Annotated in this window: 11 protein-coding genes; 3 read left to right on the top strand and 8 right to left on the bottom strand. The window is 68.2% G+C overall.

Features of this window, described 5'->3' with window-relative positions; translation table 11 throughout:
• Positions 1–73: 73 nt before the first annotated feature.
• From G4D85_RS18875 to G4D85_RS18865, 3 genes are all read right to left on the bottom strand, one after another.
• Positions 74–1717 carry a carboxylesterase/lipase family protein gene (locus G4D85_RS18875; RefSeq protein ID WP_164013869.1) on the bottom strand — a complete coding sequence of 548 codons (1644 nt, stop codon included), beginning with the start codon at positions 1715–1717 and terminating at the stop codon, positions 74–76.
• Positions 1718–2157: 440 nt separating this feature from the next.
• Complete coding sequence (locus G4D85_RS18870; RefSeq protein WP_164013867.1) at positions 2158–3969, bottom strand: hypothetical protein; 1812 nt, start codon at positions 3967–3969, stop codon at positions 2158–2160.
• Positions 3970–4031: 62 nt separating this feature from the next.
• Positions 4032–6716 carry an endonuclease/exonuclease/phosphatase family protein gene (locus G4D85_RS18865; RefSeq protein WP_164013865.1) on the bottom strand — a complete coding sequence of 895 codons (2685 nt, stop codon included), beginning with the start codon at positions 6714–6716 and terminating at the stop codon, positions 4032–4034.
• A 388-nt stretch (positions 6717–7104) separates the two neighbouring features.
• Between G4D85_RS18865 and G4D85_RS18860 the strand changes: the two genes are divergently transcribed.
• Positions 7105–10845 carry a Calx-beta domain-containing protein gene (locus G4D85_RS18860; protein ID WP_164013863.1) on the top strand — a complete coding sequence of 1247 codons (3741 nt, stop codon included), beginning with the start codon at positions 7105–7107 and terminating at the stop codon, positions 10843–10845.
• Between the two features lie 84 nt (positions 10846–10929).
• Here the strand turns inward: G4D85_RS18860 and G4D85_RS18855 are convergent, their stop codons facing one another.
• The 3 genes from G4D85_RS18855 to G4D85_RS18845 all read right to left on the bottom strand — a co-directional run bounded on the left by G4D85_RS18855 (position 10930) and on the right by G4D85_RS18845 (position 12900).
• Positions 10930–11478, bottom strand: a complete 549-nt coding sequence (locus G4D85_RS18855) for a DUF4334 domain-containing protein (RefSeq protein ID WP_164013861.1) — start codon at positions 11476–11478, stop codon at positions 10930–10932.
• Entirely contained in the window at positions 11475–12593 is a 1119-nt protein-coding gene (locus G4D85_RS18850) for an NAD(P)-dependent alcohol dehydrogenase (RefSeq protein ID WP_164013859.1), read from the bottom strand. The genes G4D85_RS18855 and G4D85_RS18850 overlap by 4 nt, the downstream gene beginning before the upstream one ends.
• Positions 12594–12690: 97 nt before the next feature.
• On the bottom strand, positions 12691–12900 hold the full coding sequence (locus G4D85_RS18845; protein WP_205525604.1) for a hypothetical protein: 210 nt from the start codon (positions 12898–12900) through the stop codon (positions 12691–12693).
• A gap of 310 nt (positions 12901–13210) precedes the next feature.
• Here G4D85_RS18845 and G4D85_RS18840 point away from each other — a divergent pair, with 310 nt between their 5' ends.
• Positions 13211–13990 (top strand): MarC family protein, encoded by a 780-nt coding sequence (locus G4D85_RS18840; protein ID WP_164013857.1) that lies wholly within the window; start codon positions 13211–13213, stop codon positions 13988–13990.
• A 38-nt stretch (positions 13991–14028) separates the two neighbouring features.
• Here the strand turns inward: G4D85_RS18840 and G4D85_RS18835 are convergent, their stop codons facing one another.
• Positions 14029–14919 carry a DUF3455 domain-containing protein gene (locus G4D85_RS18835; protein ID WP_205525603.1) on the bottom strand — a complete coding sequence of 297 codons (891 nt, stop codon included), beginning with the start codon at positions 14917–14919 and terminating at the stop codon, positions 14029–14031.
• 230 nt (positions 14920–15149) lie between these two features.
• Between G4D85_RS18835 and G4D85_RS18830 the strand changes: the two genes are divergently transcribed.
• The gene (locus G4D85_RS18830) at positions 15150–15914 is read left to right on the top strand and encodes a zinc-dependent metalloprotease (protein ID WP_164013853.1); all 765 of its coding nucleotides are present in this window, start codon (positions 15150–15152) and stop codon (positions 15912–15914) included.
• Between the two features lie 90 nt (positions 15915–16004).
• Here the strand turns inward: G4D85_RS18830 and G4D85_RS18825 are convergent, their stop codons facing one another.
• A complete protein-coding gene (locus tag G4D85_RS18825; protein WP_164013851.1) occupies positions 16005–17720 on the bottom strand; it encodes a choice-of-anchor D domain-containing protein in 1716 nt (571 codons plus the stop codon).
• Between the last annotated feature and the right edge of the window lie 37 nt (positions 17721–17757).

Here is a 17757-nt window from a genome sequence, read left to right as displayed (position 1 = left end):
GGTTGGAGCTTACCCTGGCCCTCCCTGTTGCCCACGCCCTGCCAGGCTCAGTCGTCCAGGAGGTGTGCTCCCTTCACGAGTGGCCCCCTGGAGGGGCCGGCTCGGGTGTGGGTTCGTGGTCTGCATACGCGCCCGTCTCGGTCGCTTCGGCCTCCTCCGCATTCTCGCCCGAGAGCACCGCCTCCAGGATGGGATACATCAGGATGAAACGGTCGAGACGGGCTCTCCGGAAGTTCTTCTGGAGAGTGATTGCCTCGTCCAGCTTCAGGGTGTTGTCCTTCGGCGCGAGGACCCCGTACTCGTTCTTGGTCCACGCCACGCTCCCGCTGGGGATGCCGGTGTTTGCGAACGAGTACCAGTAGTCGACGACCTTCTCGGACACCGCCCGGTCGTTATCCGTGAAAACGTCCTTGCTCCCCACGAAGATGTCGCCCGTGCCCATGGTGTAGACGACCTCGTTTCCGTGAGCGACGCCGTAGGGATTCTCCTGGCGGTCGGCCTCCGTGACGTAGCTGAAGTAGTAACGCCAGCTCGACGACTTCTTCGAGTGTTGGTCCGAGATCCAGCGGGCCTGCATGGTGAACAGCATGTCGCGCAGCAGCAGGGGGGCAAAGCGTCGGTTGCTGTCGAGCTCCTTGGGGTCGACCTCCGGATCGTTGGCGTAGAGGCCCTTCAGCTCTTGCAATACGGTCGCCGCGTCCTCGCCGGCGGCATTGACGAACGCGGCCAGCACGGCGGTCGGCTCCAGCTTGAATGCCGCGAGCACGCTGGCTTCGTTGCTGGTGCTCCCGATGATCAGCGGCAGCGCCTTCTGATCGCCGTCCTTGAAGGCTTGCCGGATGGTCTTCTTCAGCACCACGCCGTCGACCGCGGGCACCGGGGCCAGCCCACCGACCGGAACCGGCTGCCCGTCCGGGCCCTCCATCACCGTGGAGGCGAAGACCTCGGCCGGCACCCTCCGTAGCTCGGCTGCCGTGGCATCGGGGCCCAGCTTGAACAGCGCCCTCGCCACGGTGGTGCCCATTTCGATGGCCTTCTCCCGCGTGTGCTCGGGAATCGCATACGGGCTCTGCGAGATGCCCCTGCGGAACAGCCCGGTCGCCAGCGGCGAGGCGAACAGGGCGAGCACGCTCACGCCGCCGGCCGACTGGCCGAAGAGGGTCACATTGTTCGGGTCGCCTCCGAACGCGGCGATGTTGCGCTTGACCCACTCCAGCGCCGCGATCTGGTCCTGGAGCCCGAAGTTCACCGGACCCTCTCCCTCCGTCTCCTCCTCGAGGGCAGGATGCGCGAAGAAGCCAAGATTGCCGAGGCGATAGTTGACGCTGACGACCACGGCGCCCTTCTGCGCCAGGGGCAAGCCGCTGAACATCGTGATGTGGGAGGCACCCACCTTGAAGGCGCCACCGTGGATCCACACCATGACCGGCTTGAGCTGCGATGCGTCGACGCCGGGCGTCCAGACGTTCAGATACAGGCAGTCCTCGCTCTGGTCGCCCACGGGCTCGGAGCCATCCAGCGAGTCCTCATAGACAGGCTGGATGCAGGCTCGTCCGAAGGTGTCGGCCTTGAGTACGTCCTCCCAGTCGGCGACCGCCTGCGGCGGATGCCAGCGCAGGTCGTCCACCGGCGGCGCCGCGTAGGGGATGCCCTTGAATACGTGAAGGCCTTCCTCGGTTGTTCCTTCGACACGTCCCTTGTCTGTTTCGATGATCATCGGCACTCCTCTCCTTGATTTGCAAACTCAGCGCTGGCCTGGGCAATCGGCACAGGCGACGCACCACTCAAGATGTTCGGCGTGAAGCGGTAGCGGTCACCCGTCCGTTTGCAGTGGGTTGGTTGGCCATGAGGACCATGATTGGTTTGCGAGGAAGAGGCGTGATGCGCCTCGCGGTGAGCAGGAATCTTGGGCGGGCGCGTCGACGCGGCCATCTGCTCCCAGGGAGGGCGCAATGGCATACGCCGGATAGAGGGATGGGCCGCACCGGCCTGCTTGCTTCGACGGTGTCGGCAGGGTGTGGAGGGGCGTACCGGACGTTTCCCGGTCTATGGCAAACCAATTCCAGGCCAGTGCGAGCGCGGCTGCGTTCCCGTCCGCCCCGGGGTGAGGTACCTGGCACACTGCCTGGCGAAGCACATCACCGTTCGCCGACCGCCCTACCACCCCGCCATGCCGGGCCGGCTCGGGTAGGGGTAGCAGCAGGCCGGATAGGGGTTCTCGGACAGCTCGGGAGCCCCCTCCGTGTACGCAAGGCTCACCGTCTCCCAGCTCCACACGTCGCCATCGGTGGGGCCGACTCCATCGTCGGCAAAGGGCAGGTGGATGAGCGCGCCCCCGGGATACGCGGGCTCATGCTTCAACCCCAGGCCCACGCGCTGCTCGGCGAGCGCTCCCGCGGGGAGCTGGACGCGCACCTCCACATGCACGGTGCCCAGCTCATCCGCGGGCTCGGACACGCGCGCCGTCCAGCCCCACAGCTCGGGACTGTGGGCCGCGTCGAAGGCTCCCGTGCAGGTTCCCTTCCCCTGGGCCTGCGCCGTCACCTTCGCCACCGTCTCTCCGGGGGGAAGGGTGTAGCTGAAGCGGAGGCGCCGGTCCTCCGGTCCGGGCGAGGCGGGGCTGGCCGGGCAACCCTGCCCCTGGAGCGTGGTGAGCCGCCCATCGTCCAGCCACAGCGTCACCGTGCCGCCTTCCTCGCCCGGGGCCGCGCCATTGCCCGCGAGCTTCAGCGAGGCATACAGCGAACCCGAGTCCTTCGAGTGCACGAGTGCCACCTGCGTGGGCGCATGCGCCGGGTTGCCCTGGTCCACCACCAGGAAGCGCGTGGCGTTCTTCAGGTCCGTGCCCCGCACCACGCCATCCACCACCGGCTCCGCGAAGACGGCCCAGTCGGGCGCCCAGGCCTGTCCCACCTGCTGCGACGGGACATAGGCGGTATTCGGCATGGCACGCACCACCGTCCAGCCCCCATGGGTCCCTCCACCCGTCCACTCCACCGGGCCGCTGCCCACGCGAATGGGTGACGTGTCCGGCGTGCGCCCGGAGAAGTCATGCGCCTCCACCACGCGGCCCGCGCCGTCTCGAACCGTCACCCGGTCCACCCGGGCGGTGTCCAGGCCCTCGCTGCCGCTCCCGTTCTTCACGTACGCGAAGCGGACCTTCTTCGTGCCCGCGCCCACGTTCAGCCGGACGTGCGAGGCCTGGTTGCGCCCGGACGCCGACCACACCGGCGGGCCCGGCTTCGGCGCCATCACGTCGAAGATGTAGACGTTGAGCCGGTCTCCAGCCTCCGAGTCCACGAAGGCGTCGAACTCCAACGTGCCCTTCCACGGAGGGCAGCTGGGGGTGCACGCCGGGGAGCTCCAGGTGAGGGTGCGCTCCATGTATGACGCGCTGTTGTCCTTTCCTGCCTGCGCCCCCGGCCTCGCGACGCTCTGCTGGACGCCCGGAGTGCTGGGCTGCCATCCGCCACCGAAGCCCGCCGCCAACCAGCCCACGGGGACTGCGTTCGTCAGCGCGTCGAAGCGGTGAATCTCGAAGCGCCCGTGCCCTCCCGAGGAGAACGCCGCCACGTCGTCCACCCAGGCGGTGTCCGTCCCCTCGGTGCCGGCCGCATCCTTCTGGTAGGCGAAGCGCACCTTCACGTTTCCGCTGGCGGCCACGTTGAGACGCATGCGGCCCCGGCGGTTCAGCCCGGACATGGACCACACCGGGTTGACGAGGTCATTCACATACACCCGCAGGAAGTCCTTTCCCTCCTCCGAGTCCACGAAGTAGTCGAACTCGATGGCGTTGGTGCCCGCTGGGAACGCGATGGTGCGCTGCAGCACGGACAACTGTCCATGCTGGTCCACCATGGCGGCCGGGCGCTCCATGCGGCGGTCGATGACGGGCATCCGCGTCGCGGCGGAGGCGTGGAGGGAGAGGAGCGTCAGCAGGGCCAGGGCCCACGGCAGGACATTTCGCATGGGAAGGGGAGCCGCGACGGAGTGAGCGACGGAGGGCGGGAAGCGGCGCGAGCGCGGAGAGCTCATTGGCACTTCCCCGCCTTGCAGGCCGTGCCCGAGGGGCAGCCGTCATCCGGGCCCACGTGGCAGGCGGGCCGCGAGTGGCTCAGGCGGTACACCATGTCGTACCAGTACTCGTCGTCATCCGCCCGCCAGGTGTACTTCGCGGCGGCCGCGTCCCTGTCCGCGAGCGACGCGGGCAGCGCCTTGATGCGAAGGACGTCGGGCCGGGGCTGCAGGTACTGCTCCCCGCCAATTCCCTCGCCGTCCTGCCACAGGTTGGGCACCACGCTCTTCTGGAAGGCGCCGGTGAGCGCGTGCGGCAAGGCCCGGTTCGGGTCGCCGGTACCGGCCTCGCTCAGCAGTGAGCCGTCGTACATCTCGTTTGTCGCATCCGCGGACCCGTCTCCGTCGTACAGGCGCGACACCCAGAAGCAGTCGAGGTAGGCCGGGCCGCTGGACTCGCGGCACTTCGATAGCTGATTGGGCCCGTCGAAGACGAAGCGGGTCCAGATGTCGTCGCCACCCAGGTCGGTCTCCTCGACCTCACAGGCAAGCTGCAGCGGGTGGAAGTAGCTCAGTGACGTCTCGAACCAGACCTTCAGGTCGACTGGCTGGCTCACATACGCCATGTCGCGAAGCACCCGGAGCAGGTATTTCTCCGGCAGCTTGTTCGCGGTGCCAGGCAACGCCCCCGACCTGGCCGTGTGGACCTGCACGTGGCCGCCCGGGATGGCCGTCCACGGCTCCACGGAGGTGATGCCGGTTGGGAGCTGATTGTCGGACCGGTCCGCCAGCTCCGCGCCGAAGGGCGACGGGCTGAACACCACCGGGTCCGTCGACTTGGGAGGCAGCGAGGTCTGGACGTGGAACGTCACCCGCGGCGGATTGTCCAGGCGGTCGTGCGCGGTGACGAACTTGAAGTACATGGTCTCGTTGGCATTGAGGCGCCGGTCGGGCCACTGGCGCGTCAGGGCCACCGCGGGCTCCAGGGGGCAGGCCTCCGCGGGGGACGAGCAGTCGAAGCGGTGGAACTGGACGGTGTACGGCATGTCTCCCACCGTGCGGTCCGGCTTCGCGTTGGGGTCGGACGCCCGGGTGTCCACCGCGAAGACGCGCACGAAGTAGGGAGGCCTGGGCGCGGGATACGTACACTGGAAGCTCCGGGTCTCCTTCACCTCCTCGCACTCACCATCGAAGGGAGTCAGGGGCCGGGACAGGTCGCTGCCCTGGTACACCATCCAGCTCACGCGGGAGCCCGTCATCGTCACCCGGAAGGGCTCCGCCTGGTCCAGCACGTACCACTGCATGCTGCCGGGAAAGGTGAGCCGGCCATCCGCGAAGGTGACGGTCTTCGCCTGCGGTGAGCTGGGGTCCGCGAGGTTGAACACCACCGGCTCGGGCCCGTTCGGGTGGGTGATGCCGGGCGTGGGGTTGTTCACGTCGTCCACCTTGCGCGGGTGCGGGCTGCACCGTGGCGCCGCCCGGTTCACGTCGATGGTGACGGAGAGGTGGTCCGACCATTCCCTGCCCTGCACCGCGCGGGTGAGGTGCTGGGTGCAGTACTCGCGCTCATGGTTCAAGGGCTTGTTGTGGAGGATGTAGTCCAGGCGCTCGCCGTCGGTAGGGCCGGTGAACTCGGTGGCGCCGCCGTTGTTGGAGGACGAGTGCGTCTGCCCCACGTCCAGTGGCGAAGTCTCATAGGCCCAGCTGTCGACGAAGAACGTACCCGCGTTGGTGGCAGGGTCGTAGGTGCATGGCGCGTTCTGGCAGGCCCAGTAGCCGCCATGGTCGCTCTTGGTGTCATGGAAGGTGTATTGCCATTCCGTGAACGGCTTCCAACTCACCGCGTCCAGGTCCGGGTCACCGTCGCAGTAGAGGTTGCCCATGAAGTCTTGGCCACAGACGGGGATGAAGGGAGGGCGGACGGTGCTCTCGTGGTGGCGGCTGCCGTCGATGTTCAGGTCGCCCAGGATGTAGATGGGTTGGACGTTGCGGCTGAGCTGGCTGATGGACGCCTCGACGATGCTGCGTATCGTCTGGAGCTGGCCCCGGCGGTCGTCGAAGTCCTCGTAGAAGCGCCAGGCCTCCGTGTCCGGAAGGCTGGACTGCATGTGGGTGAAGCCGACATTGAACGGCAGCCGGCCATCGCACTCGTTGAGGATGCGCACCAGCGCGAAGCCCTTGTTGGACCAGGCGTCCGCGCCGTTGGTGTTGTCGCTGCTGTAGATGTCCCAGCTCGCGATGTTCTCGTCGTAGTAGCCGTCGTGCCACGTCTCCTGGAAGCCTTCGTCATTGAGGGTCCTGTCCAGCGCGGCGAAGCCATACTTGGAGAAGAGCATCAACCCGCTGTCGTTGTCGGTGTCGTGCTCGTCCAGGGTGTAGATGTAGTTCGGGTAGCGGGTGGACAGCTCCTTCACCAGCACGTCGCGCGCGGCGTCCTCGTTGGCCTCGCTGAGCACCACGACGTCCGGGTCCTCGGCCAGGATCTGCCTCGCGATGTCGCGGGCCCGCTCGACATGGGGCCTGCCGTAGTTGCTCTCCGTGTTGTTGGGCGCCACCTGGAGATTGAGGTTCCAGGTCTTGATGCGCAGCGAGGCACCCACCGGCGCCGGACAGAGGGCCCACGCGGGCAGGGCCCCGAGAGTGCAGCAGCCGAGCACCAGGGCACCCAGCCAGCTCCGAAGGGAAGAGACGGGAGGACTCATGCCTGCTCCAACGGCGGGTGCTGGAAACCTTCTGCGATGAGTCGCGACGGACCGTGGACCCGTGCCCCCACTTCGATGGGGTGTGAGGTCCACAGTTCGCCGTGTCTTCACGAGCAACGCGCGGCGTTCTCCTCCGAGTGAGCCATGTTTCGTCGGTGGCCCGGGGCTTGCCTGAGCGCGCGCCACCATTCACCCCAGTGAGACTTCGCTGGAGCGCGTCGCGCGACGTGAATGACTTTTCTCGTCTTCAGAGAGCCCGTTGTCCATTGATTGGAGCAAGTGCGTGTCACCACGAAATCATCTTCGCGCGTTACTCATCGGAGGACTGCTCGTCGCTGGGGGAGTACCTGCCTGGGCGCAGTCGTCTCGCGAGCCGGGCGCCACCGGCTTGAAGCCCCTGACGCCCCGGGAGGTCGAACAGCTCCGCTCGCAGGGCCAGGAGGTCCGGCAGGTCCTTCCGAACCGCATCGCGCTGGAGCGCATCAACGGGCTCCGGCGCGCGAAGGGGCTGAGGGAGCTTGCGCCCTCCGCCGCCGCGGCGGTGGGCGAGGAAGTCCTTGCTCCGGGCCTGCGCGCACCCTCCGGCGTCGCCTCGTTCGCCGTGCTGCCGTCGCACGTCGACAACAGCGTCCTGGACTTCTTCCCGCCCATCCGCAGCCAGGGGTCGATTGGCTCCTGCACCGCGTGGGCAACGACGTACTACCAGCTCAGCCACACCGTCGCGCTCCAGTACGGCTGGGACGCGAAGCACAGCGCGGACAACGCGCGCCTGTTCTCTCCGAAGTGGACCTACAACTTCATCAACTACGGCGTGGACGGGGGTAGCTACATCTCCGCCGCCTACGATCTGCTCTCGCGTCAGGGCGCGACGACGTGGGCCAACATCCCCTACGACTCCAACTACACGTCCTGGCCGGTGGACCCGGCGGTGTGGCGTGGTGCCCTCCCGTTCCGGACGAACCCGGTCCAGTACATCAACCAGGTGAGCACTCCGGCGGGCCTGGAGCGGGTCAAGGAGCTGCTGGCCAATGGCTACGTCCTCGTCTACGGCACGTACGTCAATTCGTGGCAGGGAATGACCATCAAGAACGACCCGGCCACGCCGGACGATGACGCGTTCGTGGGCAAGTCCGTCACCTACTGGCAGAACGGCTACAACGGCTCCCATGCGATGACCATCGTCGGCTACGACGACACGATCTGGGCCGACATCAACAAGAACAACGTGGTGGACCCGGGAGAGAAGGGCGCGCTGCGCATCGCCAACTCCTGGGGCACGGGCTGGAACGAAGGGGGCTTCACCTGGGTGGCCTACGACGCGCTGCGAGCGGTGTCGGCCGTCACCGGCGGCCCGAGCACGAGCCGTGTTCCTCTCTTCCAGGGCGACCTCGTCTACCACGTCACCGTGCGCCCCAACTACACGCCGAAGCTCGTGGCGGAAGTGAAGGTCAGCCACCTGCGCCGCAACCAGCTCGGGGTCAGCCTGGGCATCTCCGAGGTGGGGTACGGCATGCCGGTGGCGACGTTCCAGGACGCGGTGGCCTGGGGCGACGAGGGGGCCGGATTCCTGGCGGGAGAGGGTGAGCGGGACGCGGGCCAGCCGGGCGGTGGTGGCTCGACGGGCGATCAGGACGCCGGGCAGGGCGGGGGACGTGACGCGGGGCAGGGCGGAGGGAGTGACGCGGGGGTGGACCCGACGGTGTGGCGCTCGACGAGCGTCTGGTACGCCGGTGGGCCGAGAGCGTTCAATGGCTCCACGCAGACGGCGGTGGACGCCACGCTCGTGTTCGACTTCACGGACCTGCTGCCCGCCACGCTGGCGCAGAAGCGCTTCCTCGTGCGGATGACGGACACCACCGTGGGAGACCCCGCCGTGCTGAGGTCGTTCCGCATCGTGGATGTCGCGAACGGGGACCTGGCCGTGGCCAGCCTGGATGCGCCGCTCACCGTCGATGGTGCCACGGGCTACGCCCATATCGACTACACCCTGGTGAACCGTCCCCCCGTCATCACCAGCGCGCTGCCCTCGGGCAGGGTCAAGCTGGGGCCGGCGGGCACGGTGGAGCTGGCGGTCCTGGCGCAGGACGCCGACGGTCATCCGCTGTCCTACGCCTGGAGCGTGGATGGCGCTCCCGTTGGGGGCAACGCCTCGGTGTTCACCTACGCGCCGACGGCGGTGGGAACCCACTCGGTGCGCGTCGCCGTCTCGGACGGCGTCGGAGGCGTGGCGCTCCAGCACTGGGGCGTGGCCCTCAACTCGCGGCCGCTCGCCAACAGTCCGAGCGCCACGATGACCGAGGACTCCACCCGGGTGTTCGCGCTCACGGCCTTCGACGCCGATGGGGACGCGCTGACGTGGACCGTGGTGGACCCGCCCGCGCACGGCACGCTGACGGGCACGCTGCCGAGCCCGCTCTACCGGCCGGAGACGAACTACGCCGGGCCAGACAGCTTCACGTTCCAGGCGAATGACGGCATGGAGACCTCGCCGCTGGCCGTGGCCACGGTGACGGTGACTCCGGTGAACGACGCGCCGACGGTGCGCATCGCGTCCCCGGCCTACGGCGCGGCCTTCGCCGCCCCCGCGACGGTGACCTTCGACGTCACTGCCTCGGACGTGGAGGGCCCCGTGGCGCGCGTGGAGCTGTACCAGGGCGCCACGAAGCTGGGCGAGGACAGCGAGGCTCCCTTCTCCTTCCAGCTCGACGGACTGGTGGCCGCGACCTACAGCATCAGCGCGAAGGCGTATGACGCCGCCGGTGCCGTCACCACGTCTTCGTCCGTCTACATCTATGTCCAGTCGCCCACCGTGAGCGTCTCGGTCTCGGACGCGACGGGCTCCGAGCCGGGGACGGACACCGGTCGCTTCACCATCTCCCGCTCGGGCGGCGTCGCCGGCCAGGTGCTGACGGTGCCGTATACCGTCACGGGGACGGCAACCCCTGGCGTCGACTTCATCCCCGTCACGGGCTCGGTGACGCTGGCGGCGGGAGTGAACTCCGTGAGCGTCGACGTGAGGCCCCTGGACGACACCACCGTGGAGGGCCGTGAGACGGTGGTGCTGACCGTCTCTGCGGACCCGACCTACAAGCTGGGAAGCACGGTGAGCGGGACGGTGACGCTGCTGGACAACGAGCTGCCCGTGGTGACTGTGTCCGCGTCGGACTCACTGGCCGCCGAGCCAGGAACCGACACGGCGCGCTTCTCGGTGACCCGTACGGGAGCGACCACCTCGGCGCTCACCGTGCGGTACGCCCTGACCGGAACGGCGGCGGAGACGGACTTCGTCGCCCTGCCGGGCACGGTGACGATTCCGGCCGGCGCGGCCTCGGCGAGCGTGGTGATCACCGCGTCCGATGACGCCCTCGTCGAGGGCAAGGAGACGGTCATCCTGACGCTGCTGGAGGAAGTGGCGTATCAGGTGCACACCAGCGCGTCCGCGACGGTGTCGCTGCTGGATGATGAGCTGCCCGTCGTCACCGTGACGGCGAGCGACGCGGAGGCCGCGGAGCCCATGAACCCGGGAGCGTTCACCGTGACGCGCACCGGGCCGACGCTGGCGCCACTCACGGTGCTGCTGACGGTGAGTGGGAACGCGACCAGCGCGAGCGACTACCGGCCTCTCGCGACCTCGGTGGTCATCCCGGAGGGGGCGGCCACGGCGGTGCTGCCGGTGGACCCCGCGGATGACGTGCTGGTGGAGGGCAAGGAAGCTGTCACCGTCACGCTGGCGGCGGAGGCCGCGTACCAGCTCGCCACGAGCACCGCGGCGACGGTGTACCTCTTCGATGACGAGAAGCCGGAGCTGCGCATCACCGCGACGGACTCCGCCGCGGGCGAGGCCAACGCGAATGGCGGGCTGTTCTCAATCACCGCCATCCCGGCGCCCAAGGCGGACCTCTCCATTGCCTTCACGGTGACGGGGACCGCCACCCAGGGCACGGACTACACGGCGCTCGTCTCGCCGCTGACCCTGCCGGCTGGAGCCACGTCGGTGGGGCTGCCCGTCTCGCCCATTGACGATGCGGTGAAGGAGGGGAGCGAGACAGTCGTGGTGACGCTCACGGCGACTGCCGGCTACACCGTAGGCGCGGCGAGCGCGACTGTGTCGGTCGCCGACAACGACTGATGGACCCGGGCCGATGACCCGGCCCGGGTGTGCTCCTGCCTCGGAGCTGAAGTACCGGGGCAGGAGCGCTGGCGGCCGCCGGGTCTACCTCGCCCGGTCCGCTGGGTCGCCTGTCACCGAGAGGGGAGGGGACTCCGCATCGCGGCGCAGCACGAAGAAGTACGGCGTCGCCATCCCTCGCGCGTCCATCGCACCGAGCACCGTGTCCGGGTCGACCTTCCGGAACACGTCGTTGGTGGGCCAGTCGTCGTAGAGCATCGTCGCGCTGAGCTGCCCGCGATACTCGGTCATGCGCAGGCGCGCCTTGAACTTCCGGGTCTCCACCTCTGCCCGGTGCGGGCCCACGAGACCGGGAAGCTTCGGCGACGGCCACTTCCTCGGGTCCACCGGGAACAGCGCCGCGCGGTCCTCCGTGAAGAACAGCAGCGGGTGCACGCTCTCGGCGTCGATGAACTGCTTCCCGTACCAGCCGGTCGCTCCGAGCATCCCGTCCATGGGGTGCCCCGTCTGGAGCTCGCTGCCCTTCCACGTGCCGCGCAGGAACGCGAGCTCCACCGTGGGCAGGCTGTCGAACAACGCGAGCGCCTCTTCCACCCGGATGCGTCCTGCCTTCACTGCTTCGTCGAAGGTCATCGCGTGCTTCCTCCGTGCATGCGCAGCACCGGCTTGATTGCCGTGCGCGTCTCCATGGCGTGAACCGCGTCGTTGATCGCCTCGAAGGGATGGGAACGGCTCAGCTTCTCGAGCGGAAACCGTCCTTCCGTGTGGAGGGCGATCAGCTTCGGGATGAAGGTCTTCGGGTCGGCATCTCCCTCCAGGATGCCCACCAGCTTCTTCCCGGAGAGGAGGGCAGTCATCGGTAGCGTGACCTCCGCGTCGCGGCCAGGCAGGCCGAGCAACCCGCAGGTGCCCAGTGGCCGTGTCACGTCGAACGCCTGCCGCAGCACCTGCGGCGAGCCGACGCACTCCAGCGCGAAGTCCACGCCGCCCCGGGTGCGCTTCAGAATCGTCTTCGTGAGCTCGGGCTCGTGCGCCAGGAAGGTGTCCGTGGCACCCAGCTCGCGCGCGAGCTCGAGCCGCTCCGCGCTGAGGTCCACCGCGATGATCCTCGCCGCGCCCGAAACCCGCGCCGCCATGATTGCGGCGAGGCCGACGGAGCCCGCTCCGAAGACCGCGAGCTGCTGCCCCGCCGCGAGCCGGAACGCCTCGAGCACCGCGCCCGCACCGGTCTGGAACCCACAGCCCAGCGGCGCGAGCAGCTCGAGCGGCGCCGACGCGTCGACCTTCACCGCGTTGTGCTGGTGCGCCAGCACGTGCGTGGCGAACGACGACTGGTGGAAGAAGCTGGAGCGAACCGGCTCTCCGCGCCACCGCATGGGGAAGGAGCCATCAGGCCGCGCGCCCGAGAGGTTCCCCGCGTACCCGCGCTCGCAATACGCGGGATGTCCGCTGGCGCAGGTGTCGCACGCGCGGCACGAGAAGTAGCTGAGCACCACCGCGTCGCCGGGCGCGAAGTCCGTCACGCCCTCGCCGACGGACTCCACCACGCCCGCGCCCTCATGTCCGAGCACTGCGGGGAGGGGGAACCGACCCGCGCCCGCCCGGTACGTGAGGTCGGTGTGGCAGATGCCGCTCGCCGTCACCCGCACCCGCAGCTCGCCCGTCCGAGGCGACTCGAGCTCGACCTCGTCGATGACGAAGGGACCATTCACCACCTGCAGCAGCGCGGCACGCACCGGAAGACCCATGAGGGTTATCTTATTGGCAGTTTGCCAATAATGTCGCTGCCGAATTTCGCCGCGAGGTCGCCTCCATCTCCTGGAGGCGGCCATCAGGCACTGCGTGCTACGGCACGATGGTGGTGCACTTGAAGTTGCGCTGGGCGGACGCCGTGGCGCCCACGGAATCCGTGACGGTCAGCGTCACCTGGTTCGGGTTGCCGATGGTGCTGATCCTGCAGGTCCCTTCGATTCGCGTGTTCGTGGGGCCGGTAGCGACGTGGTCGATGGTGACGTAGCTGTTGGACGTCCAGGCGAAGGTGCAGGGCGAATTCAAGATTGTTCGGATTTGTCGGGAGATTCATGGAGCGAGATGCTGACACGATTTCTGCCAGCTCCACGGCAGCCGATCCTGTCGTGCCAGCCATTGCCATGGGGGCACACTCCTCCGGCATCCACGGCGGCCGTGCCGCCGAGCGAACGTCAGAGCGGGCGGTCCGTCCGCGCCTTACCCCTGTGCATGGCTTGCGGACCGCTCTCGCGGCACTCAGCTTTCAGGTGACCGGTTCGCTGCCGCCGGAGGCGTTCGGGCAGTGACGCGCGGCGCGACCGCGCGGAAGGCCTCAGCCATGGCTGTCGGAGATGGATTGACGTCGCTTCCCGCGCCCACGCCCCGACGCCGGTGGCTCGGGGAGGCCGTGCTCATTGCGGGCTTTCTCGCGCTCGCCATCTGGACAGTGGTGTCGGTCAGGCCGGACGCGTCCCTCGAGGCCGAGTCGGTCACCCGCACCTTCTCGTTCGGAAAGATCTTCACGCTCCTTTTCCTGACGATGGGACCGCTCAAGGTGGTGGAGCCCTTCGCACGCCTCACGCAAGGGCAGGCCCAGGGAATCAAGCGGAGACTTGCCCTAGATGCCACCGTGATTTCGGCGGTTGCCACCTTCGCAGCCGCGGGCATCGGCGCGATGGCCCTGCGCAGCTGGGGCATCTCGGTCGGAGCGCTGCAGCTGACGGCTGGCATCATCCTCTTCCTGGTTGCGCTCCGTCAGGTCCTCGGCCAGTACCTTCCGCGCACGGGCGCCCGGAGTGCCAGTGACGCGCCCCAGGACCCACCTCAACCGCTGCCGGCCGACCTCGCATTCATGCCGTTGGCCTTCCCGACCATCGTTACGCCTTACGGCATGGCGTTGCTGGTGATGCTCGTGGCCCTGGTCTCCGGCAGTGTCTGGCAACTCCTCCAGATGCTGGGCATCACCGTCTTCGTGCTGGTGTTGGACCTCCTCGCGATGCTCGGGGCAACCCGAATCCTCCAGACACGCTCGTTGGCCTCGACGTTGGGCATCGTCGGCACGGTGATGAGCGTGCTGCAGGTGTCACTCGGCGTCCAGGCGAGCATCGACGCGCTGAAGCTGCTGGGAATCACGTAGCGCCGGGCGGGGAGGGCGCGAGTCGCAATCAGCCATCGTCACCGGGGCGTCTGGACTTCGAGGAAGTAGTAGTCCGCCGTGTATGGCACTCGCTCCAGCTTGCCCTCGTCCGCGGCGCCCGCGCAGCCCGAGGTCGGCGCAATCCCTCCCAGGGTGTTGAGCCGGAGCACGTAGCCCCGCTGGCTTCCATCGGAGGTGGTTCGTGAGAACACGTCGGACGGCAGCCCCGTGTCGATGCGCGCGGCATTGGAGAGACGGAGCAGCGGGACGTTCTCGGCCCCGTTGGGAACCGAGGCATCGGCGGCCCCGATGAAGAGGCTCTGGCCCGAGGTGGGCACGCCCTGGTTCAGCGCCGCGGCGGAGACCCGCCAGGCGGGACCGATGGGAGGCGTTCCGGTGGGAGGCCCATAGTCGATGCCGCCCGGGTAGCGGAAGTGGTCGAGGATCAACGTCTCCAGGCCTACGACGGGCTCGGTGGTGAGGGGTCGGAGGCCGGCTTCGGGCCGGAGGAAGCTCCAGGCGAAGAGACCCAGGGAATTGCGGCACTCATACACCTGGGCGGCTGGCGCCGAAGGCGTGACGTCCGTCGGAAGGCTCGCGGAGCTCGTACCCAGGGGCGGCGCGTCCAACGGGGTGGAGACAGTCTGGTACGCGGCGACGATGCGCGCGGAGGGACGTGAGCCCGGGGCGCGGCTCAGCAATTCGCGGAGGTCGTAGTCCGCGCCTCCCATGGAGACGCGCAGCAGGTCCGCCGGCACGTCATCCGGCAGCTCGGTGAGCGCATCATCGGAGATTCGCCGCAGGGCCTCGGTGGCCACCTCAGCGTCCGAAGGGCCGTCATCCTCCTCATCATCGCACCCTCCGAGCACCACCGTGGAGAGTGCAAGCACGGCAAGGGCAAAGGCGGGCCTCATGCGAGAAGTCTTCAAGGTGTCCTCCTGCGACAGTGGGCGCACGGTGGGGCCGGCCTGTCGTGCCAGCAATCCGTGCGGGTGGAGGAACCGGTGTTTCGCGTTGGACGGTGCATTTCGGATTAATCGCCTAAATCTACTCTTTTGCCATTTGCAGAGAGAATGTCCTAGAAAGTCCAGTGTCCGCCCCGACGCTCCCGTGCCGGGACCGTGGGGAGCACCGCTTCAGGACAAAAGGGGAAACGGCAATGTTCAAGCGAGTGGCAGTCGTCGTGGTGAGCTGTGGCGCGTTGCTGGCCGGCTGCGGTACCGAGCCACAAATCGACAGCCAGGAGGAGATCATCTCCAACCTGCTCGAGGCCGGCTTTCAGGCCGAAGACATCATGGTCGTCGAGGATGCCGTGTACGTGGGGCGCGACGCGCATGTGACGCTCGAGGCCTCCCGGGAGATGCTCCAGCCCGGCGAGGGGAGTGCGGAGCACTACCGCACGACCAATCTCGTCGGCACCGCCGTGACGAAGATCTGCGTCAATCCCACCGCCACGTTCAACAGCTATACCCGGCTCAGCCAGGGGCTCGATCTGGCCCTCGCCAATTACAATGCCCTGGCGCTCAGGATCAGCTTCGCGCGGGGACCGACCACCGGCTGCACCGCGAACATCACCGCGGCGACCATGGCCGGCAGCGGCGGCTCTGCTGGATACCCCTCGGGTGGTCGCCCTTATGGACAAATCAATATCGGCACCGGGCTGAACGCCTACAGCGTGGACCTGAACGAGCACGTCATCACCCACGAGCTTGGCCACACCATCGGCTTCCGCCACTCGGACTTCTTCAATGTGGCCCACAGCTGCGGCGTCAGCGAAGGCTCCGCTGGCGTGGGTGCCATCCACATTCCCGGAACGCCGACCACGTCCCCTGCGGGCACCTCGCTCATGAACACCTGCTTCCGGTCGAGCGAGACCGGTGAGTTCACCAGCTCCGACATCACCGCGCTGAACTACCTCTACTGAGGGCCGGCGCTATAGGCCCGGGTCCGTCCATGGCTCCGTGGCGCCCGCGGAGCCAGGACGGATGGGGGCACCGCCTACGCCTGAGCGGACTCAACCGCCCGTCGGGTAGATGACCTCCACGGCGGAGGCGGGCGGAGGCGCGGCGGGCGTGTCGAAGATGACGGCCTGGGTCGGCGGGTCGAACTTCCAACCGGACCTCACCCCGCCCCCATCCACCCGCACCGTGATGCGCGAGGTGTCCGAGGGTGTCCCGGTGAGCGGGAAGGCGCGGTTGGGAGCAAAGGCGCTCTTCGACAGCTCGCGCAGGGATGCGGTCCAATCGGGCGTACAGATGCTCTCCACGATGCCGCCGGTGGCCTCGGCGAGCTGGATGTAGCGCGAGCCGGGGGAGCTGGCGGTGGGACAGGTGCCCAGGTCTAACGGGGCGACGATGGCGGAGACGCTGAACTTCGAGCGATCCCCTCCCTTCAATCCCAGGAGGAAGTCCTCATAGAAGCGCACCGGGGAGGAAGAAAAGTCCTCCTCATCGGAGATGAAGATGACGGCCAGCGTGGCATCCTCACGCAGGAAGCCCGCGTTGCCGTCCCGCGGCAGGGGCGTGCTCGGGTCATCCTCGCTGGACGCCAGCGGCGCGGACAGGGCGCGGTACATGGCGTCCAGGCCCTGCTCGTTCCAATGGCAGACACCCAGATTCGTGTTGGTCGCGAAGACCGCCTCCGCTTTCGGCGTGGCGGGGGTGATGATGCGGGGCGAGGAATGGTCCGGGGGGAAGAGGCGGCCGTTCTCGCCGCCCGCCGCGCCCCCCGGGCATTCCGACCAACCGCCCGGTGACGGATCAAGTCCCGTGGTGGTGACCGCGATGTGGTAGTCCAAGCCCCAGGAGGCCGCCTGGACGCTGAGGGCCCTGAAGTTCGCGCCCAGCAACTTCTGCTCTTCCATCATCGAACCCGAGTTGTCGACGACGAACAGGACGTCCACCTTGGGCTCGGGGTGCTGGATGAAGCGGTCGGCCTTTCCGCGCAGGCCCCGGCCGCGCAGCGGCACCCGCAGGTGGCCCGCGCCGGGTAGGTCCATCCAACCCTCGGCCACACCGGTGAAGTCATCCTCCGCGGTCGGCTTGAAGCGCACGAGCAGCCTGGCCTGCTGCCTGGGTTCGAGGGCGGTGGTGGCCACGGGCTCCGCGTGAAACGCCTCGTCCGAGTCTTCGTTCCGCCGCAGCTCCCTGAGGACGCAGGGGGTGGTGCCGATGTTGCGCACCACCACGTCGAGGGTCCTCTCCTCATCCACCGGCACCTCGCCGAAGTCCATCTCGGCCGGCTCCAGCGCGTACTGGCAGGGCAGCTTCTCCTCCTGGCGGGTGACGAGGCCGTTGCCGGAGAGGCGCACGACGACGTCCGCCCGCACCTCGCCCTCCGCTCCCAGCGGGCCCGAGCGGGTGCGCAGCCTCAGCTCGCCCTGCGCCGCGCCCTCCGCGTCCGGCGTGAAGCGCACCTCCAGCTCATGCTCGGCGTTGCCCTCCAGCGTGAAGGGCTCGAAGGGCTGCACGACCATGTGGGGGGCGGTGGTGCTCGCTCCTTCGATGGTGAGCGGCGTCTGCCCCTGCTTGGAGAGCCGCACCTTGAGCACCTGCGTCGCCCCCACCGTCGTGGGACCAAACTCCAGCGTCTCCGGTGTAACGACGAGGTTCGAGGGCTCAGCTATCACGACGGGGTTCGAGGGCTTGGCGGGCGCCGTCGAACTCCCACAGCCCACGATTGCAATGGCCCACAGGACCAGGGGCGTGAGCACCCAACGCGGTTCGTTCATTGCTGCCTCCTCGGATTGAGGAGGCGCGCGACATGCA

The organism is Pyxidicoccus trucidator, from assembly GCF_010894435.1.
In the GTDB taxonomy this organism is placed as follows: Bacteria; Myxococcota; Myxococcia; order Myxococcales; family Myxococcaceae; genus Myxococcus; species Myxococcus trucidator.
Note: the sequence above shows the minus strand (reverse complement) of the source record. Positions and strands in the feature narration are given on the sequence as shown.